Annotated in this window: 13 protein-coding genes, 4 tRNA genes, 2 rRNA genes and 1 pseudogene; all 20 read left to right on the top strand. The window is 59.1% G+C overall.

All coding sequences use genetic code 11. The features are described 5' to 3' along the window. The first annotated feature begins 226 nt into the window (after positions 1 to 226). The 20 genes and pseudogenes from OKW40_RS15330 (at position 227) to tuf (OKW40_RS15235) (ending at position 24,297) form a co-directional block, all read left to right on the top strand. Positions 227 to 3,108: ribosomal RNA gene (locus OKW40_RS15330) — 23S ribosomal RNA — on the top strand. A 188-nt stretch (positions 3,109 to 3,296) separates the two neighbouring features. After that, positions 3,297 to 3,410 (top strand): 5S ribosomal RNA (gene rrf / locus OKW40_RS15325). Between the two features lie 156 nt (positions 3,411 to 3,566). After that, a tRNA-Tyr gene (locus OKW40_RS15320) sits at positions 3,567 to 3,652 on the top strand. 39 nt (positions 3,653 to 3,691) lie between these two features. Continuing rightward, a tRNA-Gly gene (locus OKW40_RS15315) sits at positions 3,692 to 3,765 on the top strand. Positions 3,766 to 3,781: 16 nt separating this feature from the next. Further along, a tRNA-Thr gene (locus tag OKW40_RS15310) sits at positions 3,782 to 3,856 on the top strand. A gap of 62 nt (positions 3,857 to 3,918) precedes the next feature. Then, the gene (gene tuf / locus OKW40_RS15305; RefSeq protein ID WP_129958904.1) at positions 3,919 to 5,109 is read left to right on the top strand and encodes an elongation factor Tu; all 1,191 of its coding nucleotides are present in this window, start codon (positions 3,919 to 3,921) and stop codon (positions 5,107 to 5,109) included. A gap of 64 nt (positions 5,110 to 5,173) precedes the next feature. Then, positions 5,174 to 5,249, top strand: a tRNA-Trp gene (locus OKW40_RS15300). A gap of 34 nt (positions 5,250 to 5,283) precedes the next feature. Continuing rightward, positions 5,284 to 5,664 (top strand): preprotein translocase subunit SecE, encoded by a 381-nt coding sequence (gene secE, locus OKW40_RS15295; RefSeq protein ID WP_184040841.1) that lies wholly within the window; start codon positions 5,284 to 5,286, stop codon positions 5,662 to 5,664. Between the two features lies 1 nt (position 5,665). Continuing rightward, positions 5,666 to 6,223, top strand: coding sequence for a transcription termination/antitermination protein NusG (nusG, locus tag OKW40_RS15290; RefSeq protein ID WP_075303275.1), 558 nt, complete (start codon positions 5,666 to 5,668; stop codon positions 6,221 to 6,223). 161 nt (positions 6,224 to 6,384) lie between these two features. Next, positions 6,385 to 6,816 carry a 50S ribosomal protein L11 gene (rplK, locus tag OKW40_RS15285; protein ID WP_008922976.1) on the top strand — a complete coding sequence of 144 codons (432 nt, stop codon included), beginning with the start codon at positions 6,385 to 6,387 and terminating at the stop codon, positions 6,814 to 6,816. Beyond that, positions 6,817 to 7,516, top strand: a pseudogene (gene rplA / locus OKW40_RS15280) (50S ribosomal protein L1). It abuts the gene before it with no gap. A 304-nt stretch (positions 7,517 to 7,820) separates the two neighbouring features. After that, positions 7,821 to 8,324 carry a 50S ribosomal protein L10 gene (gene rplJ / locus OKW40_RS15275; RefSeq protein WP_062129470.1) on the top strand — a complete coding sequence of 168 codons (504 nt, stop codon included), beginning with the start codon at positions 7,821 to 7,823 and terminating at the stop codon, positions 8,322 to 8,324. 63 nt (positions 8,325 to 8,387) lie between these two features. Next, positions 8,388 to 8,765, top strand: a complete 378-nt coding sequence (rplL, locus tag OKW40_RS15270; RefSeq protein WP_018420143.1) for a 50S ribosomal protein L7/L12 — start codon at positions 8,388 to 8,390, stop codon at positions 8,763 to 8,765. A gap of 369 nt (positions 8,766 to 9,134) precedes the next feature. After that, on the top strand, positions 9,135 to 13,241 hold the full coding sequence (gene rpoB, locus OKW40_RS15265) for a DNA-directed RNA polymerase subunit beta (RefSeq protein ID WP_090802173.1): 4,107 nt from the start codon (positions 9,135 to 9,137) through the stop codon (positions 13,239 to 13,241). 21 nt (positions 13,242 to 13,262) lie between these two features. Beyond that, complete coding sequence (rpoC, locus tag OKW40_RS15260) at positions 13,263 to 17,501, top strand: DNA-directed RNA polymerase subunit beta' (protein WP_184070693.1); 4,239 nt, start codon at positions 13,263 to 13,265, stop codon at positions 17,499 to 17,501. A gap of 224 nt (positions 17,502 to 17,725) precedes the next feature. Further along, on the top strand, positions 17,726 to 19,573 hold the full coding sequence (gene recQ, locus OKW40_RS15255; RefSeq protein WP_184065459.1) for a DNA helicase RecQ: 1,848 nt from the start codon (positions 17,726 to 17,728) through the stop codon (positions 19,571 to 19,573). 218 nt (positions 19,574 to 19,791) lie between these two features. Continuing rightward, the gene (gene rpsL, locus OKW40_RS15250) at positions 19,792 to 20,172 is read left to right on the top strand and encodes a 30S ribosomal protein S12 (RefSeq protein WP_006053290.1); all 381 of its coding nucleotides are present in this window, start codon (positions 19,792 to 19,794) and stop codon (positions 20,170 to 20,172) included. A 181-nt stretch (positions 20,173 to 20,353) separates the two neighbouring features. After that, positions 20,354 to 20,824, top strand: coding sequence for a 30S ribosomal protein S7 (rpsG, locus tag OKW40_RS15245; protein ID WP_006053291.1), 471 nt, complete (start codon positions 20,354 to 20,356; stop codon positions 20,822 to 20,824). 131 nt (positions 20,825 to 20,955) lie between these two features. Further along, entirely contained in the window at positions 20,956 to 23,058 is a 2,103-nt protein-coding gene (gene fusA, locus OKW40_RS15240; RefSeq protein ID WP_090802169.1) for an elongation factor G, read from the top strand. Between the two features lie 48 nt (positions 23,059 to 23,106). Beyond that, the gene (gene tuf / locus OKW40_RS15235; RefSeq protein ID WP_129958904.1) at positions 23,107 to 24,297 is read left to right on the top strand and encodes an elongation factor Tu; all 1,191 of its coding nucleotides are present in this window, start codon (positions 23,107 to 23,109) and stop codon (positions 24,295 to 24,297) included. The last annotated feature ends 4 nt before the right edge of the window (positions 24,298 to 24,301 follow it).

Raw genomic sequence — 24,301 nt, 5'->3', positions numbered from 1 at the left:
GTAGTAAAGAGATTCACGAAAGCGTACCTGGAGATGGGTGTGTGAGTAGGTGAATCAGGGTTGTGATTGTATCGATGTATTTTAAAGGTGATCGAGAGATCGCTTTGGAATACGGCGCAACACGAATACTCAACCTGTAGCGAGTGCGTCTATCCCCTCCGGGGATGGGACCCACGTAAGCGCTAAAGCGCTAACGTGGGTCGACACAGAGACACACCCGTTATAGGGTCAAGCGAACAAGTGCATGTGGTGGATGCCTTGGCGATCACAGGCGATGAAGGACGCGGTAGCCTGCGAAAAGCTCCGGGGAGCTGGCAAACGAGCATTGATCCGGAGATGTCCGAATGGGGAAACCCACTCCTAATGGAGTATCCGTAGCTGAATCCATAGGCTGCGTGAGGCGAACGCGGTGAACTGAAACATCTAAGTAACCGCAGGAAAAGAAATCAACCGAGATTCCCAGAGTAGTGGCGAGCGAAATGGGATCAGCCGGTACACGTTATCCGTATTGTTAGTCGAACGCTCTGGAAAGTGCGGCCATAGCAGGTGATAGCCCTGTAGACGAAAACAGCATGGAAGAACTGGGTGTACGAGAAGTAGGGCGGGACACGTGAAATCCTGTCTGAAGATGGGGGGACCATCCTCCAAGGCTAAATACTCGTGATCGACCGATAGTGAACCAGTACCGTGAGGGAAAGGCGAAAAGAACCCCGGGAGGGGAGTGAAACAGATCCTGAAACCGCATGCATACAAACAGTCGGAGCCTCTGCGAAGGGGTGACGGCGTACCTTTTGTATAATGGGTCAGCGACTTACATTCAGTGGCGAGCTTAACCGATTAGGGCAGGCGTAGCGAAAGCGAGTCCGAACAGGGCGTCCAGTCGCTGGGTGTAGACCCGAAACCAGGTGATCTATCCATGGCCAGGTTGAAGGCACGGTAACACGTGCTGGAGGACCGAACCCACTAACGTTGAAAAGTTAGGGGATGAGCTGTGGATAGGGGTGAAAGGCTAAACAAACCTGGAAATAGCTGGTTCTCTCCGAAAACTATTTAGGTAGTGCCTCGTGTCTCACCTTCGGGGGTAGAGCACTGTCATGGTTGTGGGGTCCATTGCGGATTACTACGCCATAGCAAACTCCGAATACCGAAGAGTGCAATCACGGGAGACAGACATCGGGTGCTAACGTCCGGTGTCAAGAGGGAAACAACCCAGACCGCCAGCTAAGGTCCCCAAATATGGCTAAGTGGGAAACGAAGTGGGAAGGCTAAAACAGTCAGGAGGTTGGCTTAGAAGCAGCCACCCTTTAAAGAAAGCGTAATAGCTCACTGATCGAGTCGTCCTGCGCGGAAGATGTAACGGGGCTAAGCCATATACCGAAGCTGCGGATGCACAGTAATGTGCATGGTAGGAGAGCGTTCCGTAAGCCTGCGAAGGTGCACTGGAAAGTGTGCTGGAGGTATCGGAAGTGCGAATGCTGACATGAGTAGCGATAAAGGGGGTGAAAGGCCCCCTCGCCGTAAGCCCAAGGTTTCCTACGCAACGTTCATCGGCGTAGGGTGAGTCGGCCCCTAAGGCGAGGCAGAAATGCGTAGCTGATGGGAAGCAGATTAATATTTCTGCACCATTGTGAAATGCGATGGGGGGACGGATCGCGGAAGGTTGTCCGGGTGTTGGAAGTCCCGGTCCTTGCATTGGAGAAGGCGCTTTGGCAAATCCGGGCGCGGGATTCAAGGGTGCGAGGCGAGCCACTTCGGTGGCGAAGCAACTGGAAGGGGTTCCAGGAAAAGCCTCTAAGCTTCAGTTTCACAGTGACCGTACCGCAAACCGACACAGGTGGGCGAGATGAGTATTCTAAGGCGCTTGAGAGAACTCGGGAGAAGGAACTCGGCAAATTGGTACCGTAACTTCGGGATAAGGTACGCCCTCATAGCCTGACTGGCCTGCGCCAGAAGGGTGAAAGGGTTGCAATAAACTGGTGGCTGCGACTGTTTAATAAAAACACAGCACTCTGCAAACACGAAAGTGGACGTATAGGGTGTGACGCCTGCCCGGTGCCGGAAGATTAAATGATGGGGTGCAAGCTCCTGATTGAAGTCCCGGTAAACGGCGGCCGTAACTATAACGGTCCTAAGGTAGCGAAATTCCTTGTCGGGTAAGTTCCGACCTGCACGAATGGCGTAACGATGGCCACACTGTCTCCTCCCGAGACTCAGCGAAGTTGAAGTGTTTGTGATGATGCAATCTCCCCGCGGCTAGACGGAAAGACCCCATGAACCTTTACTGCAGCTTTGCATTGGACTTTGAACCGGTCTGTGTAGGATAGGTGGGAGGCTATGAAGTTGGGACGCCAGTCTCAATGGAGCCGTCCTTGAAATACCACCCTGATCTGTTTGAGGTTCTAACCTTGGCCCGTGATCCGGGTCGGGGACAGTGCATGGTAGGCAGTTTGACTGGGGCGGTCTCCTCCCAAAGTGTAACGGAGGAGTACGAAGGTACGCTAGGTACGGTCGGAAATCGTGCTGATAGTGCAATGGCATAAGCGTGCTTGACTGTGAGACTGACAAGTCGAACAGGTGCGAAAGCAGGTCATAGTGATCCGGTGGTTCTGTATGGAAGGGCCATCGCTCAACGGATAAAAGGTACTCTGGGGATAACAGGCTGATACCGCCCAAGAGTTCATATCGACGGCGGTGTTTGGCACCTCGATGTCGGCTCATCTCATCCTGGGGCTGTAGCCGGTCCCAAGGGTATGGCTGTTCGCCATTTAAAGAGGTACGTGAGCTGGGTTTAAAACGTCGTGAGACAGTTTGGTCCCTATCTGCCGTGGGCGCTGGATATTTGAAGGGGGCTGCTCCTAGTACGAGAGGACCGGAGTGGACGAACCTCTGGTGTACCGGTTGTCACGCCAGTGGCATCGCCGGGTAGCTATGTTCGGAAGAGATAACCGCTGAAAGCATCTAAGCGGGAAACTCGCCTTAAGATGAGATATCCCCGGGGCTTCGAGCCCCTTGAAGGGTCGTTCAAGACCAGGACGTTGATAGGTCAGGTGTGCACGTACAGTAATGTACTGAGCTAACTGATACTAATTGCCCGTAAGGCTTGATCCTATAACAGGTGTGTCTCCCCGAAGGGGATTGGTGTGAACTCCCGCGGGAGCTCACAGAAACGCACGGTTGGGATTCAGTGTTGTGCCAGAAACAACACAACCCCCCACACTCGAATCCTTTACGCTTCTTCCCGATTGGCTGTGGCGCAACCGGTTGACTCCAGCCCTGCGACGCAGCAACCCGTCATGCCTGATGACCATAGCGAGTCGGCCCCACCCCTTCCCATCCCGAACAGGACCGTGAAACGACTCCACGCCGATGATAGTGCGGATTGCCCGTGTGAAAGTAGGTAATCGTCAGGCTCCCCCCCAGTCAGAAACCCCACCCGCCGCGGTGGGGTTTTTGCGTTTACGGACGGCTAACAGTCAATCACTATATAAATGAGAGCGTTGGGATCGGAACGGTGAAGCAGCCCTTGACAAAGAGACATTGTTCCCCCATAATCGTCAGTTCTCTGCGGAGGGGTGCCCGAGTGGCTAAAGGGGGCAGACTGTAAATCTGTTGGCTTACGCCTACGTTGGTTCGAATCCAACCTCCTCCACCAGAATGCAAGATGTAGCAGTTGTTGGGAATCCATGATCCTGCGGGTGTAGCTCAATGGTAGAGCAGAAGCCTTCCAAGCTTACGACGAGGGTTCGATTCCCTTCACCCGCTCCAGCAACACAGAGGTAGCGCCCATGTGGCTCAGTGGTAGAGCACTCCCTTGGTAAGGGAGAGGTCGGCAGTTCGATCCTGCCCATGGGCACCAGAAGTAATCGGTGATTGTTTGCGCCCGGCGCAACGTACGGAAAATCCTCTTAGGAGTCGAAAATGGCCAAGGGTAAGTTTGAGCGGACCAAGCCGCACGTGAACGTGGGCACGATCGGTCACGTTGACCACGGCAAGACCACGCTGACGGCAGCGATCACGACGGTCCTGACGCAGAAGTTTGGCGGCGAAGCGAAGGCGTACGACCAGATCGACGCGGCGCCGGAAGAAAAGGCGCGTGGCATTACCATCAACACCGCGCACGTCGAGTACGAAACGGCTAACCGCCACTACGCACACGTCGACTGCCCGGGCCACGCAGACTACGTGAAGAACATGATCACGGGCGCGGCGCAGATGGACGGCGCAATCCTGGTGTGCTCGGCTGCCGACGGCCCGATGCCGCAAACGCGTGAGCACATCCTGCTGGCGCGTCAGGTTGGCGTTCCGTACATCATCGTGTTCCTGAACAAGTGCGACATGGTGGACGACGCCGAGCTGCTGGAACTCGTCGAGATGGAAGTTCGCGAACTTCTGTCGAAATACGACTTCCCGGGCGATGACACGCCGATCATCAAGGGTTCGGCCAAGCTGGCGCTGGAAGGCGACAAGGGCGAGCTGGGCGAGGTAGCGATCATGAACCTGGCCGATGCGCTGGACACGTACATCCCGACGCCGGAGCGCGCGGTTGACGGTGCGTTCCTGATGCCGGTGGAAGACGTGTTCTCGATCTCGGGTCGCGGCACGGTGGTGACGGGTCGCGTCGAGCGCGGCGTGATCAAGGTTGGCGAGGAAATCGAGATCGTTGGTATCCGCGCAACGGCCAAGACGACCTGCACGGGCGTGGAAATGTTCCGCAAGCTGCTCGACCAGGGTCAGGCAGGCGACAACGTTGGTATCCTGCTGCGCGGCACGAAGCGTGAAGACGTGGAGCGTGGCCAGGTTCTGGCCAAGCCGGGTTCGATCAACCCGCACACGCACTTCACGGCTGAAGTGTACGTGCTGAGCAAGGACGAAGGCGGCCGTCACACGCCGTTCTTCAACAACTACCGTCCGCAGTTCTACTTCCGTACGACGGACGTGACGGGCTCGATCGAGCTGCCGAAGGACAAGGAAATGGTGATGCCGGGCGACAACGTGTCGATCACGGTGAAACTGATCAACCCGATCGCGATGGAAGAAGGTCTGCGCTTCGCAATTCGCGAAGGTGGCCGTACGGTCGGCGCTGGTGTCGTCGCCAAGATCATCGAGTAACGCCAGAGAGTTCTCGATAATCGGTTGTATCGGGGTTGGCGGTGTCGTCAACCCCAAATGGTTTAGGGGTATAGCTCAACTGGCAGAGCGTCGGTCTCCAAAACCGAAGGTTGGGGGTTCGATTCCCTCTGCCCCTGCCAACTATCGCGCCGTAGTGGCGCTTGTTAAGGTGTTATGGCGAATCCTTCCGTCGAAACTGTAAATACATCCGGCGACAAGTTGATGTTGATCGCAGGTGTGTTGCTGGTCTTGGCCGGGTTCGTGGGGTTCTTCTGGCTTAATGGCCAGGAATGGTACATCCGCGGAGCCGCCTTGGCTGTTGGTGCGATCGCGGGTGTCGCAGTCGGTCTTCTCTCGGCGCCTGGCAAGGGTTTCATCGCTTTCGCCAATGACTCATACAAAGAGGTCCGCAAGGTAGTTTGGCCGAGTCGCAAAGAGGCGACCCAAACAACACTCGTGGTCTTCGGCTTCGTAGTCGTGATGGCTATCTTCCTCTGGGTTTGTGATAAATCCATTGAGTGGGCGATTTTCTCGGCGATTCTGGGTTGGAAATGATATGAGTGATACTCCTGCATCCCCGAGCGGCAAACGTTGGTACGTAGTGCACGCATATTCCGGTATGGAGAAGAGCGTGCAACGAGCGCTTCAGGAGCGCATCGAGCGGGCTGGTATGCAGGATCAGTTCGGCCAGATCCTCGTTCCAACGGAAGAGGTTGTTGAGGTAAAGGGCGGTCACAAATCAGTAACCGAACGTCGTTTCTTCCCGGGCTATGTTTTAGTCGAAATGGAAATGACAGACGAAACGTGGCATCTCGTGAAAAATACGGCGAAGGTGACCGGCTTCGTCGGCGGGGCGCGTAATCGGCCGAGCCCGATCTCCCCTAGGGAAGTTGAAAAGATCATGTCGCAGATGCAGGAGGGCGTGGAGAAGCCGCGTCCGAAGACCCTGTTTGAGGTAGGCGAGATGGTGCGCGTGAAAGAAGGCCCGTTCACAGATTTCAACGGCAGCGTCGAAGAAGTGAACTACGAAAAGTCGCGAGTCCGTGTTTCCGTTACAATCTTCGGCCGCGCAACGCCGGTCGAGTTGGAATTCGGCCAAGTCGAAAAGTTGTAGTCTAGATTTTACGGAACGCACCGCTAGGTGCGTTCCGTATTTCGCGCTTACGGTCCGCGTAATGGCCGTTGAGGAGCGTAACTAGCCAGTTTGTCGGCGAACACGCGCTACTACTCACTGAGCGTCCGCCCGTAAGGCGGCGTTCCACAGAGGTTCTCGAAATGGCAAAGAAAATTATCGGCTTTATCAAGCTGCAGATTCCTGCAGGTAAAGCCAATCCGTCGCCGCCGGTTGGTCCGGCGCTGGGTCAGCGCGGCCTGAACATCATGGAGTTCTGCAAGGCGTTCAACGCGCAGACTCAAGCGATGGAACCGGGTCTGCCGATTCCTGTCGTGATCACGGCATTCGCGGACAAGAGCTTCACGTTCGTTCTGAAGACGCCGCCGGCTACGGTTCTGATCAAGAAGGCAGCGAAGCTCGACAAGGGTTCGAGCAAGCCGCATACCGACAAGGTCGGCAAGATCACCCGCGCTCAAGCTGAAGATATCGCCAAGACCAAGATGCCCGATCTGACGGCTGCTGATCTGGACGCAGCGGTTCGTACGATCGCTGGTAGCGCCCGCTCGATGGGCATCACCGTGGAGGGCGTGTAAATGGCTAAGCTTTCGAAGCGTCTGCAAGCATTTGCAGCCAAAGTGGATCGTCAGAAGCTGTACCCGATCGAAGACGCTCTGTCGCTCGTGAAGGAATGCGCAAGCGCGAAGTTCGACGAGTCGATCGACGTCGCCGTGCAACTCGGCATTGACGCAAAGAAGTCGGATCAAGTGGTTCGCGGCTCGGTCGTGCTGCCCGCTGGTACCGGTAAGTCGGTCCGCGTCGCTGTGTTCGCGCAGGGCGAAAAGGCTGAGCAGGCTCGTGCCGCTGGTGCTGACGTCGTCGGTATGGAAGACCTGGCCGAACAGGTCAAGGCCGGGAACCTGAACTTCGACATCGTGATCGCTTCGCCGGACACGATGCGTATCGTCGGTACGCTCGGGCAGATTCTCGGCCCGCGTGGCCTGATGCCGAACCCGAAGGTTGGCACGGTCACGCCCGGACGTCGCGACCGCGGTCAAGAACGCCAAGGCTGGTCAGGTGCAATTCCGTGTCGACAAGGCCGGCATTATCCACGCAACGATCGGCCGCGCTTCGTTTGAACCGGTAGCACTGCGCAACAACCTGAATGCGCTGATCGAAGCGCTGCAGAAGGCGAAGCCGGCAACGAGCAAGGGCGTGTATCTGCGCAAGGTCGCCCTGTCGAGCACGATGGGTGTTGGTGTTCGTGTCGACCAGACGTCGATCGCTGCCCAGTAATGAATTTTCGCCGCTCCGGCGCGAGTTGGGGCGGCTTTTAAGGGCTTTGGGCGGTTGCGAGGTGGCAGTCTGCATCGCGCGACCGGTTGTCAAAGACCGTTGGTGGGCACGCAGCAAGTAGGCGGGCCCTTAATGTCAAGCCAACGCAGATGGCGAACCCGAAAAGGTTTTGTAGTGATGAAGCCGTTGGATGTCTGTAGCGATACGGATTTTTGACGGTCGAAATACTCCTGACTGGTCGGACGCCGTTATTGAATGCGGTACACAAGGCGCACGCTGCGTGTATCGAATCTGGAGGTTAACCGTGCCACTAAACAAAGAAAGCAAGCAGGCCGTCGTCGCTGAGGTTGCCGCGCAAGTCGCGAAAGCTCAGACCGTGGTTCTGGCTGAGTATCGTGGAATCGCGGTTGGCGATCTGACCAAGCTGCGCGCGAAAGCGCGTGAGCAACAGGTTTACCTTCGCGTGTTGAAGAACACGCTGGCGCGTCGCGCCGTCGAGGGTACCCCGTTTGCTCCGCTGGCAGAGCAGATGACTGGCCCCCTGATCTACGGCATCTCGGAAGATGCGATTGCTGCTGCTAAGGTCGTCAATGACTTCAGCAAGAGCAATGACAAGTTGGTCATCAAGGCTGGTTCCTACGAAGGCAAGGTGATGGACAAGGCTGGCGTGCAAGCGCTGGCAAGCATCCCGAGCCGCGAAGAACTGCTCTCCAAGCTGTTGTACGTTATGCAGGCACCTGTTTCTGGCTTCGCGCGCGCTCTGGCCGCGCTGGCAGAAAAGAAGCAAGGCGAAGAAGCCGCTGCGTAATGCACTTCAGTCGAGCGTGATTGATCGCTGGCTGTATCCGAATTCAATTTAGGAGTATTTCAAATGGCAATCGCAAAAGAAGACATCCTCGAAGCCGTAGGCTCGATGTCGGTTCTGGAACTGAACGAGCTGGTCAAGGCATTCGAAGAAAAGTTTGGCGTCTCGGCAGCTGCTGTTGCAGTGGCTGGCCCGGCAGGTGCAGCCGGCGGCGCTGCTGCTGCTGAAGAGCAGACCGAATTCACGGTCATCTTGGCTGAAACCGGTGCAAACAAGGTTTCGGTCATTAAGGCTGTTCGCGAACTGACGGGTCTCGGCCTGAAGGAAGCGAAGGATCTGGTCGACGGTGCACCGAAGCCCGTTAAGGAAGCGGTGCCCAAGGCTGCTGCTGAAGAAGCCAAGAAGAAGTTGGAAGAAGCCGGCGCGAAGGTTGAAATCAAGTAAGCTTCAACGCGCTGTGCGAAGGCTGGCGGTTTTTCACCGCCGGCCTTTTTGTGCTTTGTGGAGGACGCGTTTTTGCGGGCGTATGCCGGCAGGAATGTGATTCCCAGAAGCCAAAGAAAAACGCCCACGGTAATTTTGACCGGCATTTCTCTTTGTCTTCTGAAGCGACTGCAGAAGGCAAGTTTGGTCGGGTAGCGGGCAACACAGGCATCCGCTGCCGTCAGCCAGCGGTTGGTAGCGGCCAACCACCAAGCTTCTAGGCTCGTTCAAGCCATCGGACGGCCATCGGGTCTCAGTCGGTGAACACTCGGGTTGTCTCATCAAGGTATCCTGCCTCGACAACTATGCCCGCCGTGATTCGGAGATCGTATGCAATATTCCTTCACCGAGAAGAAGCGTATTCGCAAGAGTTTTGCGAAGCGCCCCATCGTTCACCAAGTACCTTTCCTGCTGGCAACCCAGCTTGAATCATTCAGCACGTTTCTGCAAGCAGATACGTCATCTACGCAACGCAAGCCGGAAGGCTTGCAGGCCGCGTTTACTTCCGTTTTTCCGATCGTTTCGCACAACGGCTTCGCGCGCCTTGAGTTCGTCAGCTACATGCTGTCGCCGCCGGCATTCAACATCAAGGAATGCCAGCAGCGCGGTCTGACGTACTGCTCGGCGCTGCGCGCCAAGGTGCGTCTGGTGCTGCTCGACAAAGAATCACCGAGCAAGCCGGTCGTCAAAGAAGTGAAGGAACAGGAAGTGTACATGGGCGAAATCCCGCTCATGACGCCGACCGGTTCGTTCGTCATCAACGGCACGGAACGTGTGATCGTTTCGCAGCTGCACCGTTCGCCGGGTGTTTTCTTCGAACACGACAAGGGCAAGACGCACAGCTCGGGCAAGCTGCTGTTTTCGGCACGTATCATTCCCTACCGTGGCTCGTGGCTCGACTTCGAGTTCGACCCGAAGGACGTGCTGTACTTCCGCGTCGACCGTCGTCGTAAGATGCCGGTTACGATCCTGCTAAAGGCAATCGGCCTGACGCCGGAACAGATCCTCGCAAACTTCTTCGTGTTCGACAATTTCACGCTGATGCCGGAAGGCGCGCAGATGGAATTCGTGCCGGAGCGTTTGCGCGGTGAAGTCGCGCGCTTCGATATCACGGACCGCGACGGCAACGTGATCGTCCAGAAGGACAAGCGGATCAACGCCAAGCACATTCGCGACCTCGATAACGCGAAGACCAAGTTCATCTCGGTGCCGGAAGATTATCTGCTCGGCCGCGTGCTCGCGAAGAACGTGATCGACGGCGATACGGGTGAAGTCATCGCGAACGCCAACGACGAAATTACCGAATCCGTGCTCGAGAAGCTGCGCGAAGCGAAGATCAAGGACATCCAGACGCTCTACACGAACGATCTGGACCAGGGTCCGTACATCTCGTCGACGCTGCGTATCGACGAAACGGCCGACAAGATGGCCGCACGTATCGCGATCTACCGCATGATGCGTCCGGGCGAGCCGCCAACCGAAGAAGCGGTCGAGGCACTGTTCAACCGTCTGTTCTACAGCGAAGAAGCGTACGACCTGTCGAAGGTGGGTCGTATGAAGTTCAACCGGCGCGTCGGCCGTGATGAAATCGTCGGTCCGATGACGCTGCAGGACGACGACATTCTCGCGACGATCAAGATCCTCGTCGAGCTGCGCAACGGCAAGGGCGAAGTGGACGACATCGACCACCTCGGCAACCGTCGTGTGCGCTGTGTCGGCGAACTCGCTGAGAACCAGTTCCGCGCGGGCCTCGTGCGTGTCGAACGTGCTGTGAAGGAACGCCTCGGCCAGGCCGAAAGCGAAAACTTGATGCCGCACGACCTGATCAACTCGAAGCCGATCTCGTCGGCGATTCGCGAGTTCTTCGGGTCGTCGCAGCTGTCGCAGTTCATGGACCAGACCAATCCGCTGTCGGAAATCACGCACAAGCGTCGTGTTTCTGCACTAGGCCCGGGCGGTCTGACTCGTGAGCGCGCAGGCTTCGAAGTCCGCGACGTGCACCCAACTCACTACGGCCGTGTGTGTCCGATTGAAACGCCGGAAGGTCCGAACATCGGTCTGATCAACTCGCTCGCTCTGTACGCGCACCTGAACGAATACGGCTTCCTCGAAACGCCGTATCGCAAGGTGGCGGACGGCAAGGTGACCGACCAGATTGACTATCTGTCGGCGATCGAAGAAGGCCGTTACGTGATCGCTCAGGCGAACGCGGCGGTGGCCGACGACCGCACGCTGACCGACGAACTCGTGTCGTCGCGTGAAGCGGGCGAAACGCTGATGGTCACGCCGGACCGCATTCAGTACATGGACGTGGCGCCGTCGCAGATCGTGTCGGTCGCAGCTTCGCTGATTCCGTTCCTCGAGCACGACGACGCGAACCGCGCATTGATGGGCTCGAACATGCAGCGTCAGGCCGTCCCGTGTCTGCGTCCGGAAAAGCCGGTCGTCGGTACGGGTATCGAACGCACCGTGGCGGTCGACTCGGGCACGACGGTTCAGGCACTGCGTGGCGGTGTGGTCGATTACGTCGACGCGGGCCGTATCGTGATTCGCGTGAACGACGACGAAGCGGTCGCGGGTGAAGTCGGCGTCGACATCTACAATCTGATCAAGTACACGCGTTCGAACCAGAACACGAACATCAACCAGCGTCCGATCGTGAAGATGGGCGACAAGGTTGCGCGCGGCGACGTGCTGGCTGACGGCGCATCGACCGATCTGGGCGAGCTCGCGCTCGGCCAGAACATGCTGATCGCGTTCATGCCATGGAACGGCTACAACTTCGAAGACTCCATCCTGATTTCGGAGAAGGTCGTTGCGGACGACCGTTACACGTCGATTCACATCGAAGAACTGAACGTCGTTGCACGCGACACGAAGCTCGGACCGGAAGAAATCACGCGCGACATCTCGAATCTCGCCGAAGTGCAGCTTGGCCGTCTCGACGAGTCGGGCATCGTGTACATCGGCGCGGAAGTCGAGGCGGGCGACGTGCTGGTCGGCAAGGTCACGCCGAAGGGCGAAACCCAGCTGACGCCGGAAGAAAAGCTGCTGCGCGCGATCTTCGGTGAGAAGGCGTCGGACGTGAAGGACACGTCGCTGCGCGTGCCGTCGGGCATGAGCGGCACTGTGATCGACGTGCAGGTATTCACGCGTGAAGGCATCCAGCGCGACAAGCGCGCGCAACAGATCATCGACGATGAACTGAAGCGCTATCGTCTCGACCTGAACGACCAGTTGCGTATCGTGGAAGGCGATGCGTTCCAGCGTCTCGCACGCATGCTCGAAGGCAAGGTGGTGAACGGCGGTCCGAAGAAGCTCGCGAAGGGCACGAAGATCGACCGCGCTTACCTCGAAGATCTGGACCACTATCACTGGTTCGACATCCGCCTCGCGGATGAAGAAGCAGCGGCCCAGCTCGAAGCGATCAAGAACTCGATCGAAGAGAAGCGTCACCAGTTCGACCTCGCGTTCGAAGAGAAGCGCAAGAAGCTCACGCAAGGCGACGAACTGCCGCCGGGCGTGCTGAAGATGGTCAAGGTGTATCTGGCGGTGAAGCGCCGTCTGCAGCCTGGCGACAAGATGGCAGGCCGTCACGGTAACAAGGGTGTCGTGTCGAAGATCGTGCCGATCGAAGACATGCCGTACATGGCCGACGGCCGTCCGGCTGACGTCGTTCTGAACCCGCTCGGCGTGCCGTCGCGGATGAACGTGGGTCAGGTTCTCGAAGTGCATCTGGGTTGGGCCGCGAAGGGTCTCGGCTGGCGTATCGGCGAAATGCTGCAGCGTCAGGCGAAGATCGCTGAACTGCGCGAATTCCTGATCAAGATCTACAACGAATCGGGCCGCGCCGAAGAGCTGGACAGCTTCAGCGACGACGAAATCCTCGAACTGGCGAAGAACCTGCGCGAAGGCGTGCCGTTCGCAACGCCGGTGTTCGACGGTGCGACGGAAGAAGAAATGTCCCGCGCGCTGGATCTGGCGTTCCCGGACGACATCGCTGAAAACCTCGGCATGACGCCGTCGAAGAACCAGGTGCGTCTGTTCGACGGTCGCACGGGCGAGATGTTCGAACGTACGGTGACGGTCGGCTACATGCACTACCTGAAGCTGCACCACCTGGTCGACGACAAGATGCACGCGCGTTCCACGGGCCCGTACTCGCTCGTCACGCAGCAGCCGTTGGGCGGTAAGGCGCAGTTCGGTGGCCAGCGTTTCGGTGAAATGGAAGTGTGGGCGCTCGAAGCGTACGGCGCATCGTACGTGCTGCAGGAAATGCTGACGGTGAAGTCGGACGACGTGACGGGCCGGACCAAGGTTTACGAGAACCTGGTCAAGGGCGATCACGTGATCGATGCCGGCATGCCTGAGTCGTTCAACGTGTTGGTGAAGGAAATCCGGTCGCTGGGTATCGACATCGACCTGGACCGGAACTAATCGGACTACTGGAGAGAAGCGATGAAAGCTTTGCTCGATCTATTCAAGCAAGTCCAACAACCTGAAGTTTTCGACGCGATCAAGATCGGTCTGGCCTCGCCGGACAAGATCCGTTCGTGGTCGTTCGGTGAAGTCAAGAAGCCGGAAACCATCAACTACCGCACGTTCAAGCCGGAGCGCGATGGTCTGTTCTGCGCGAAGATTTTCGGTCCGATCAAGGACTACGAATGCCTTTGCGGCAAGTACAAGCGCCTGAAGCACCGCGGCGTGATCTGCGAGAAGTGCGGCGTCGAAGTGACGCTCGCGAAGGTGCGTCGTGAGCGAATGGGCCACATTGAGCTGGCCTCGCCGGTCGCGCACATCTGGTTCCTGAAGTCGCTGCCGTCGCGTCTGGGCATGGTGCTCGACATGACGCTGCGCGACATCGAGCGCGTGCTGTACTTCGAAGCATACGTGGTGATCGATCCGGGCATGACGCCGCTCAAAGCGCGGCAGATCATGACCGAAGAGGATTACTACAACAAGGTCGAGGAATACGGCGACGAATTCCGTGCCGAAATGGGCGCGGAAGGTATTCGCGAACTGCTGCGCGCGATCAACATCGACGAGCAGGTCGAGCTGCTGCGCACGGAGCTCAAGAACACCGGCTCGGAAGCGAAGATCAAGAAGTACGCGAAGCGCCTGAAAGTGCTCGAGGCGTTCCAGCGTTCGGGCATCAAGCCGGACTGGATGGTCCTCGAAGTGCTGCCGGTGCTGCCGCCGGAACTGCGTCCGCTCGTCCCGCTCGACGGCGGCCGTTTCGCGACGTCGGATCTGAACGACCTGTATCGCCGCGTGATCAACCGTAACAACCGGTTGAAGCGTTTGCTCGAGCTGAAGGCGCCTGAAATCATCGTCCGCAACGAAAAGCGGATGCTGCAGGAAGCCGTCGACTCGCTGCTCGACAACGGCCGTCGCGGCAAGGCGATGACCGGTGCGAACAAGCGTCCGCTGAAGTCGCTCGCGGACATGATCAAGGGTAAGGGCGGTCGCTTCCGTCAGAACCTGCTCGGTAAGCGTGTCGACTACTCGGGCCGTTCGGTGATCGTGGTCGGCCCGACGCTGAAGCTGCATCAGTGCGGTCTGCCGAAGCTGATGGCGCTCGAACTGTTCAAGCCGTTCATCTTCAACAAGCTCGAAGTGATGGGTGTTGCTACCACCATCAAGGCTGCGAAGAAGGAGGTCGAGAACCAGACACCGGTGGTGTGGGACATCCTCGAAGAGGTGATCCGCGAACATCCGGTTATGCTGAACCGTGCGCCGACGCTGCACCGTCTCGGCATCCAGGCTTTCGAGCCGGTGCTGATCGAAGGTAAGGCAATCCAGCTGCACCCGCTCGTTTGCGCGGCGTTCAACGCCGACTTCGACGGTGACCAGATGGCCGTTCACGTGCCGCTGTCGCTCGAAGCGCAGATGGAAGCGCGCACGCTGATGCTCGCGTCGAACAACGTACTGTTCCCGGCTAACGGCGATCCGTCGATCGTGCCGTCGCAGGATATCGTGCTCGGCCTGTACTACGCGACGCGTGAAGCGGTGAACGGCAAGGGCGAAGGCCTGACGTTCACGGGCGTGTCGGAAGTGCTGCGCGCGTACGAGAACAAGGAAGTCGAACTGGCCTCGCGCGTCAACGTGCGGATCACCGAAATGGTCCACAACGAAGACAAGTCGGAAGGCGGGCCGGCGTTCGTGCCGAAGATCACGCTGTATGCGACCACGGTTGGCCGCTCGATCCTGTCGGAAATCCTGCCGCCGGGTCTGCCGTTCTCGGTGCTGAACAAGCCGCTAAAGAAGAAGGAAATCTCGCGTCTGATCAACACCGCGTTCCGCAAGTGCGGTCTGCGTGAGACGGTGATTTTCGCCGACCAACTGATGCAGTCGGGCTTCCGTCTGGCAACGCGCGCTGGTATTTCGATTTGCGTCGACGACATGCTCGTACCGCCGCAGAAGGAAACCATCGTTGGCGACGCCGCGAAGAAGGTGAAGGAATACGACCGTCAGTACATGTCGGGTCTCGTCACTGCGCAGGAGCGCTACAACAACGTGGTCGACATCTGGTCGGCGACGTCGGAAGCGGTCGGCAAGGCAATGATGGAGCAGCTGTCGACGGAACCGGTCACGGACCGCGACGGCAACCAGACGCGTCAGGAGTCGTTCAACTCCATCTACATGATGGCGGACTCAGGCGCTCGTGGTTCCGCGGTTCAGATCCGTCAGTTGGCCGGTATGCGCGGTCTGATGGCGAAGCCGGACGGCTCGATCATCGAGACGCCGATTACGGCGAACTTCCGCGAAGGTCTGAACGTGTTGCAGTACTTCATCTCGACCCACGGTGCACGTAAGGGTCTGGCTGATACGGCACTGAAGACCGCGAACTCGGGTTACCTGACGCGTCGTCTCGTCGACGTGACGCAGGATCTGGTCGTCGTCGAGGAAGATTGCGGTACGTCGAACGGCGTGGCGATGAAGGCGCTCGTGGAAGGCGGTGAAGTGGTCGAAGCGCTGCGTGACCGTATCCTGGGTCGCGTGGCCGTGGCTGACATCGTCAACCCGGAATCGCAGGAAACGCTGTTCGAAGCGGGCACACTGCTCGACGAAGACGCGGTCGAAGACATCGAACGCCTCGGCATCGACGAAGTGCGCGTGCGCACGCCGCTGACCTGCGAAACGCGCTACGGTCTGTGCGCGGCCTGCTACGGTCGCGACCTCGGCCGCGGCTCGCTGGTGAACGTCGGCGAAGCGGTCGGCGTGATCGCGGCGCAGTCAATCGGTGAACCGGGCACGCAGCTCACGATGCGTACGTTCCACATCGGTGGCGCGGCGTCGCGTGCGGCGGTGGCATCGTCGGTCGAAGCGAAGTCGAACGGTACGGTGCGTTTCACGTCGACGATGCGTTACGTCACGAATGCGAAGGGCGAGCAGATCGTCATCTCGCGTTCGGGTGAAGCGATGATCACCGACGATCACGGCCGCGAGCGCGAGCGTCACAAGGTGCCGTACGGCGCCACGCTGCTGCAGCTCGACGGTGCGCAGATCAAGGCTGGCACGCAACTGGCCACGTGGGATCCGATGACGCGTCCGATCATCACCGAGTACGGTGGTACGGTGAAGTTCGAGAACGTCGAGGAAGGCGTGACGGTCGCGAAACAGATCGACGACGTGACGGGTCTGTCCACGCTTGTCGTGATCGACGTGAAGCGTCGTGGTTCGCAGGCGTCGAAGACGGTGCGTCCGCAGGTCAAGCTGCTCGATGCGAACGGCGAGGAAGTGAAGATCCCGAACACCGAGCACTCGGTGCAGATCGGCTTCCAGGTCGGCGCTCTGATCACCGTGAAGGACGGTCAGCAGGTGCAGGTAGGCGAAGTGCTCGCACGTATCCCGACCGAATCGCAGAAGACGCGTGACATTACCGGTGGTCTGCCGCGTGTGGCGGAACTGTTCGAAGCACGTTCGCCGAAGGACGCGGGTATCCTGGCGGAAGTCACGGGTACGACGTCGTTCGGTAAGGACACGAAGGGCAAGCAGCGTCTCGTTATCACGGACCTCGAGGGCAACCAGCACGAGTTCCTGATCGCGAAGGAAAAGCAGGTTCTGGTGCACGATGGTCAGGTCGTCAACAAGGGCGAAATGATCGTCGACGGACCGGCGGATCCGCACGACATCCTGCGTCTGCAGGGCGTCGAGGCGCTGTCGCGCTACATCGTGGACGAAGTGCAGGACGTGTACCGTCTGCAAGGCGTGAAGATCAACGACAAGCACATCGAAGTGATCGTGCGTCAGATGCTGCGCCGCGTGCAGATTTCGGACAACGGCGATACGCGTTTCATCCCGGGCGAACAGGTCGAGCGGTCGGACATGCTCGACGAGAACGACCGTATGATCGCGGAAGACAAGCGTCCGGCAACGTACGAAAACGTGCTGCTCGGTATCACGAAGGCGTCGCTGTCGACCGATTCGTTCATCTCCGCGGCGTCGTTCCAGGAAACGACCCGCGTGCTGACCGAAGCGGCGATCATGGGCAAGCGCGACGACCTGCGTGGCCTGAAGGAAAACGTGATCGTCGGCCGCCTGATTCCGGCCGGTACGGGTCTCGCGTTCCACAAGGCGCGCAAGAGCAAGGAACTGGCCGACCGCGAGCGTTTCGATCAGATCGCAGCGGAAGAGTCGTTCGAATTCGGTACGCCGGAAACGCCGGCTGCCGAACAGCAACACTCGGGCGAGTAAGTGCTGGCGGCGCAAGCCGCCTTGCCTCACGAGCCACGAAGGCCGCTCAGTTTCGACTGAGCGGTTTTTTTTTGCTCTTTTTGCGCGTGCATGGGTGCGACGTGCCGGAGCCGTCCTAGGCCCGATGGCTAACGTTGTCGCAAAGCGCGGGCGCGGCACGAATGGGTTGGTAAAATCCGTCTCACCGCCTGCGTGCCGTTCCTTTCGCCGTCTCTCTCAAATACATGTCCCGACCGCTCGAAATCCTCAATGAAGTCTTTGGTTATCCCGCGTTCAGAGGGCAGCAGGGCGAAATTGTCGAGCACGTCGCCGACGGTGGCGATTGCCTTGTGCTGATGCCGACGGGCGGCGGCAAATCGCTGTGCTATCAGATCCCGTCGCTGGTGCGGCGCGAATGCGGCTTTGGCGCCGGCATCGTGGTGTCGCCACTGATCGCGCTGATGCAGGATCAGGTGGCCGCGCTGACCGAAGTCGGCGTGCGGGCCGCGTACCTGAACTCAACGTTGTCGAGCGCGGAGGCGGTGGCCACCGAGCGGGCGCTCCGCGACGGCGACATCGATCTGCTCTACGTCGCACCGGAGCGGCTGATGACGCCGCGCTTCCAGGAACTGCTCGAACGCACGCGCATCGGTCTTTTCGCGATCGACGAAGCGCACTGCGTGTCGCAATGGGGACACGATTTCCGGCCCGAATATATTCAGTTGTCGGTGCTGCACGAGCGCTTTCCGAATGTCCCGCGCATCGCGCTGACGGCGACCGCCGACGCGATCACACGCGACGAAATCATCCACCGTCTCGCGCTCGAAGACGCGCGCGTGTTCGTGTCGAGTTTCGATCGGCCGAACATCCGCTATCGCATCGCCGAAAAAGACAACGCGCGCACGCAACTGCTCGACTTCATCCGCGCCGAGCATACGAAAGCCGACGGTACGACCGACGCGGGCGTCGTTTATTGCCTGTCGCGCCGCAAGGTCGAGGAAACCGCGGAGTGGCTGAAGGAAAAGGGCATGCGCGCGCTGCCGTACCACGCCGGCATGGAGTTCGAGGTGCGCCAGAAACATCAGGAGATGTTCCAGCGCGAGGAAGGCATCGTGATGTGCGCGACGATTGCGTTCGGCATGGGCATCGACAAACCCGACGTGCGGTTCGTCGCGCATCTGGATTTGCCCAAGAGCGTGGAAGGGTACTACCAGGAGACCGGCCGCGCGGGCCGCGACGGACTGCCGTCGAACGCGTGGATGGCCTACGGGCTCGGCGACGTCGTGCAGCAGCGCAAGATGATCGACGAATCCGAAGCAGACGACGCGCACAAGCGCGTCCAGACAGGCAAGCTCGACGCGCTGCTCGGTTTGTGCGAAACGGCGACTTGCCGGCGGGTGCGCCTGCTCGCGTACTTCGGCGAAACGAGCCAGCCGTGCGGCAACTGCGACAACTGCCTCGAGCCGCCGCCGACCTGGGATGCAACGCGCGAGGCTCAGATGGCGCTGTCGTGCGTGTTTCGCGCGCAGCGTGCGAGCGGCTTTCATTTCGGAGCCGGACACCTGATAGATATTTTGCGTGGCAACCGCAGCGAAAAAATCCTGCAGCGCGGCCACGAGAAGCTGACCACGTTCGGTATCGGCGCGGCGCTCGGTGAGCCGGAGTGGCGTGCGATCTTTCGCCAACTCGTCGCGTTCGGTTACTTGACGGTCGACCACGAGGGCTTCGGTTCGCTCGTGCTGACGGAGGCGAGCAAGCCGGTGCTCAAGGGCGAGCAGAAGGTGACGATGCGTCGCTACGTCAAGCCGACACGCACGCGTCAATCGTCGGGTCGTACGAGCGAGCGCGCCGATCCGACCATTGGCATGGGCCCTCGCGAGCGGGCCCGCTGGGAGCGTCTACGCATGTGGCGCACAGAAACCGCGAAGAGCGACGGAGTGCCGGCTTATGTGATTTTCCATGACGCGACGCTCGCGGAAATCGCCCGTCTCGGCCCCAATTCAATCGACGATCTGCGCGGGATTCCGGGCATGGGGGCGCGTAAACTGGACCGTTTCGGCTACGAATTGCTGCACGTCGTAGCGGCAGACTGACGTCGTCTGGCTGTTTAGCCGGATTGACAGGGGCGAAACACCGCAACCTGTTGACTCCCTTAGTATTTTCGGAATATTATGCTAGGTTCCGGTTCTTGGAATGCCTACGCGCAACTTCAGTTCGTGCGTGAGCGGGCCAGCCGGAAGTTCGATGCGCGGGCGTTTCTGCTTTGCCCGGAAACCGATGCGTCGATTTTGTTCAATTTCAGGAATAATCAATGCCAACCATCAATCAACTGGTTCGCAAAGGCCGCACGTCGGAAACGACGAAGAGCAAGAGCCCGGCTTTGCAGGACTGCCCCCAGCGTCGCGGCGTGTGCACCCGTGTGTACACCACGACACCGAAGAAGCCGAACTCGGCACTCCGTAAGGTCGCCAAGGTTCGTCTGACGAACGGCTTCGAAGTCATTTCGTACATTGGTGGCGAAGGCCACAACCTGCAGGAACACTCGGTCGTGCTGATTCGCGGCGGCCGTGTGAAGGACTTGCCGGGTGTGCGTTACCACATGGTTCGCGGCTCGCTGGATACCCAGGGCGTCAAGGATCGTAAGCAGGCTCGCTCGAAGTACGGTGCGAAGCGTGCCAAGGCTGGCAAGTAATTTAGCCGGTCGATCGTAGTTTCAGGTCGCCTGCAAAGGCGGTAATAGCGATGGTGCCGGAATCGCCGGTGCTATCGAGTAAGTGGTCACCCGGCCAGGCTGGTTAGTCTTACGGATGAATCGGGTTAGTTGGTGGCCGCGGGGCTGTAAACAGCTCCAACTGAAAAGTAAAGGAAGAAACATGCCGCGTCGTCGCGAAGTCCCCAAGCGGGAAGTGTTGCCGGATCCGAAGTTTGGCAACGTTGATGTAGCAAAATTCATGAACGTGCTGATGCTCTCCGGCAAGAAGTCGGTTGCCGAGCGTATCGTGTACGGCGCTTTCGAACAGATCCAGACCAAGGGTGGCAAGGACCCGCTGGAAGTGTTCACGGTGGCGCTCAACAACGTCAAGCCGGTGGTCGAAGTGAAGAGCCGCCGCGTTGGTGGTGCGAACTATCAGGTTCCGGTCGAAGTGCGCCCGTCGCGTCGTATGGCATTGGCGATGCGTTGGCTGCGTGAAGCCGCGAAGAAGCGCAGCGAGAAGTCGATGGCCCTGCGTCTGGCAGGTGAGCTCTCCGAAGCGGCCGAAGGCCGTGGCGGCGCGATGAAGAAGCGCGACGAAGTTCACCGGATGGCAGAAGCCAACAAGGCGTTCTCGCACTTCCGTTTCTAAGCTTCCCCACCCCGGGTTTAGCGGAAAACGGAAAGAAATTCCGGGCGGGTGCGCTTCAAAGGCGCCTCGCCCGTTTGTGTTACAGCGCGATGGGCATCTCTCGCATCGCGTCATCCCAATAGAGGATCAAAGTGGCTCGCAAGACTCCTATCGAGCGCTACCGTAACATCGGTATTAGCGCTCACATCGACGCCGGCAAAACGACGACGACCGAGCGCATTCTGTTCTACACGGGCGTGAACCACAAGATTGGTGAAGTTCACGACGGCGCTGCCACCATGGACTGGATGGAGCAGGAACAGGAGCGCGGCATCACGATTACTTCCGCTGCTACCACGGCATTCTGGAAGGGCATGGCGGGCGACCGCGCCGAACACCGCATCAACATCATCGACACCCCGGGTCACGTCGACTTCACGATTGAAGTCGAGCGCTCGATGCGCGTGCTCGACGGCGCGTGCATGGTGTACTGCGCTGTGGGCGGCGTGCAGCCCCAGTCGGAAACCGTGTGGCGTCAGGCTAACAAGTACAAGGTTCCCCGTCTCGCGTTCATCAACAAGATGGACCGTACCGGCGCGAACTTCTTCAAGGTCTACGACCAGCTCAAGCTGCGTCTGAAGGCGAACCCGGTTCCGGTCGTCGTGCCTATCGGCGCGGAAGAGAACTTCACGGGCGTCGTCGATCTGATGAAGATGAAGGCGATCATTTGGGACGACGCGTCCCAAGGCACCAAGTTCTCGTACGAAGACATCCCGGCAGAGCTCGTCGACACATGCAACGAATGGCGTGAAAAGATGGTCGAAGCCGCGGCGGAAGCGAACGAAGACATGATGAACAAGTACCTCGAGTCGGGTGAGCTGACCGAAGAGGAAATCATCAAGGGTCTGCGCGACCGTACGATCGCTTGCGAAATCCAGCCGATGCTGTGCGGCACCGCGTTCAAGAACAAGGGTGTGCAGCGCATGCTGGACGCCGTGCTCGACTTCCTGCCGTCGCCGATCGACATCCCGCCGGTTACCGGCGAGCTGGAAAACGGTGAAAAGGGTGAGCGCCGCGCTGCTGACGACGAAAAGTTCTCGGCACTGGCATTCAAGATCATGACCGACCCGTTCGTCGGCCAACTGATCTTCTTCCGTGTCTACTCTGGCGTTGTGAATTCGGGCGACACCCTGCTGAACGCGACCAAGGACAAGAAGGAACGTCTGGGCCGTATTCTGCAGATGCACGCGAACCAGCGCGAAGAAATCAAGGAAGTGCGCGCAGGCGACATCGCCGCTGCGGTCGGCCTGAAGGACGCGACCACGGGCGACACGTTGTGCGATCCGACGAGCCCGATCGTGCTCGAGCGCATGGTTTTCCCGGAACCCGTGATTTCGCAGGCTGTTGAGCCGAAGACGAAGCCGGACCAGGAAAAGATGGGTCTGGCCCTGAACCGTCTGGCGCAGGAAGATCCGTCGTTCCGCGTTCAAACGGACGAAGAATCGGGTCAAACCATTATTTCGGGCATGGGCGAGCTCCACTTGGAAATTCTGGTCGACCGGATGAAGCGTGAGTTCGGCGTCGAAGCAACGGTTGGCAAGCCGCAGGTGGCTTACCGCGAAACGATTCGCGGCAAGGCGGAAGACGTTGACGGCAAGTTCGTCAAGCAGTCGGGTGGTCGCGGCCAGTACGGTCACGCGGTCATCACGCTCGAGCCGAACGAGCAAGGCAAGGGCTACGAGTTCCTGGACGAGATCAAGGGCGGAGTGATTCCGCGCGAATACATCCCGGCAGTCGACAAGGGTATCCAGGAAACGCTGAAGGCCGGCGTGCTGGCGGGCTTCCCGGTCGTGGACGTGAAGGTTCACCTGACGTTCGGTTCCTACCACGATGTCGACTCGAACGAAAACGCGTTCCGCATGGCCGGTTCGATGGCGTTCAAGGAAGCGATGCGCAAGGCACAGCCGGTCATCCTCGAACCGATGATGGCTGTCGAAGTCGAAACGCCGGAAGACTACATGGGCAACGTGATGGGCGACCTCTCTGGCCGTCGCGGTATTGTTCAGGGCATGGATGACATGGTTGGCGGCGGCAAGATCGTTCGCGCCGAAGTGCCGCTGTCGGAAATGTTCGGCTACTCGACGTCTCTGCGTTCGCTGACGCAAGGCCGTGCAACGTACACGATGGAGTTCAAGCACTACGCTGAAGCTCCGCGTAACGTGTCGGAAGCGATCATCAACGCGAAGTCGAAGTAATCGCGCGGCAAAGTCATTCAACGATTAACTTTCTGAAAGAAGAGAAACATGGCTAAAGGTAAATTCGAGCGGACCAAGCCGCACGTGAACGTGGGCACGATCGGTCACGTTGACCACGGCAAGACCACGCTGACGGCAGCGATCACGACGGTCCTGACGCAGAAGTTTGGCGGCGAAGCGAAGGCGTACGACCAGATCGACGCGGCGCCGGAAGAAAAGGCGCGTGGCATTACCATCAACACCGCGCACGTCGAGTACGAAACGGCTAACCGCCACTACGCACACGTCGACTGCCCGGGCCACGCAGACTACGTGAAGAACATGATCACGGGCGCGGCGCAGATGGACGGCGCAATCCTGGTGTGCTCGGCTGCCGACGGCCCGATGCCGCAAACGCGTGAGCACATCCTGCTGGCGCGTCAGGTTGGCGTTCCGTACATCATCGTGTTCCTGAACAAGTGCGACATGGTGGACGACGCCGAGCTGCTGGAACTCGTCGAGATGGAAGTTCGCGAACTTCTGTCGAAGTACGACTTCCCGGGCGACGACACGCCGATCATCAAGGGTTCGGCCAAGCTGGCGCTGGAAGGCGACAAGGGCGAGCTGGGCGAGGTAGCGATCATGAACCTGGCCGATGCGCTGGACACGTACATCCCGACGCCGGAGCGCGCGGTTGACGGTGCGTTCCTGATGCCGGTGGAAGACGTGTTCTCGATCTCGGGTCGCGGCACGGTGGTGACGGGTCGCGTCGAGCGCGGCGTGATCAAGGTTGGCGAGGAAATCGAGATCGTCGGTATCCGCGCAACGGCCAAGACGACCTGCACGGGCGTGGAAATGTTCCGCAAGCTGCTCGACCAGGGTCAGGCAGGCGACAACGTTGGTATCCTGCTGCGCGGCACGAAGCGTGAAGACGTGGAGCGTGGCCAGGTTCTGGCCAAGCCGGGTTCGATCAACCCGCACACGCACTTCACGGCTGAAGTGTACGTGCTGAGCAAGGACGAAGGCGGCCGTCACACGCCGTTCTTCAACAACTACCGTCCGCAGTTCTACTTCCGTACGACGGACGTGACGGGCTCGATCGAGCTGCCGAAGGACAAGGAAATGGTGATGCCGGGCGACAACGTGTCGATCACGGTGAAACTGATCAACCCGATCGCGATGGAAGAAGGTCTGCGCTTCGCAATTCGCGAAGGTGGCCGTACGGTCGGCGCCGGTGTCGTCGCCAAGATCATCGAGTAAAATC

This window comes from Paraburkholderia sp. RAU6.4a (genome assembly GCF_050435625.1).
In the GTDB taxonomy this organism is placed as follows: domain Bacteria; phylum Pseudomonadota; class Gammaproteobacteria; order Burkholderiales; family Burkholderiaceae; genus Paraburkholderia; species Paraburkholderia tuberum.
The sequence above is the reverse complement of the archived record's forward strand: the minus strand, read 5'-3'. Positions and strand labels throughout refer to the sequence as shown.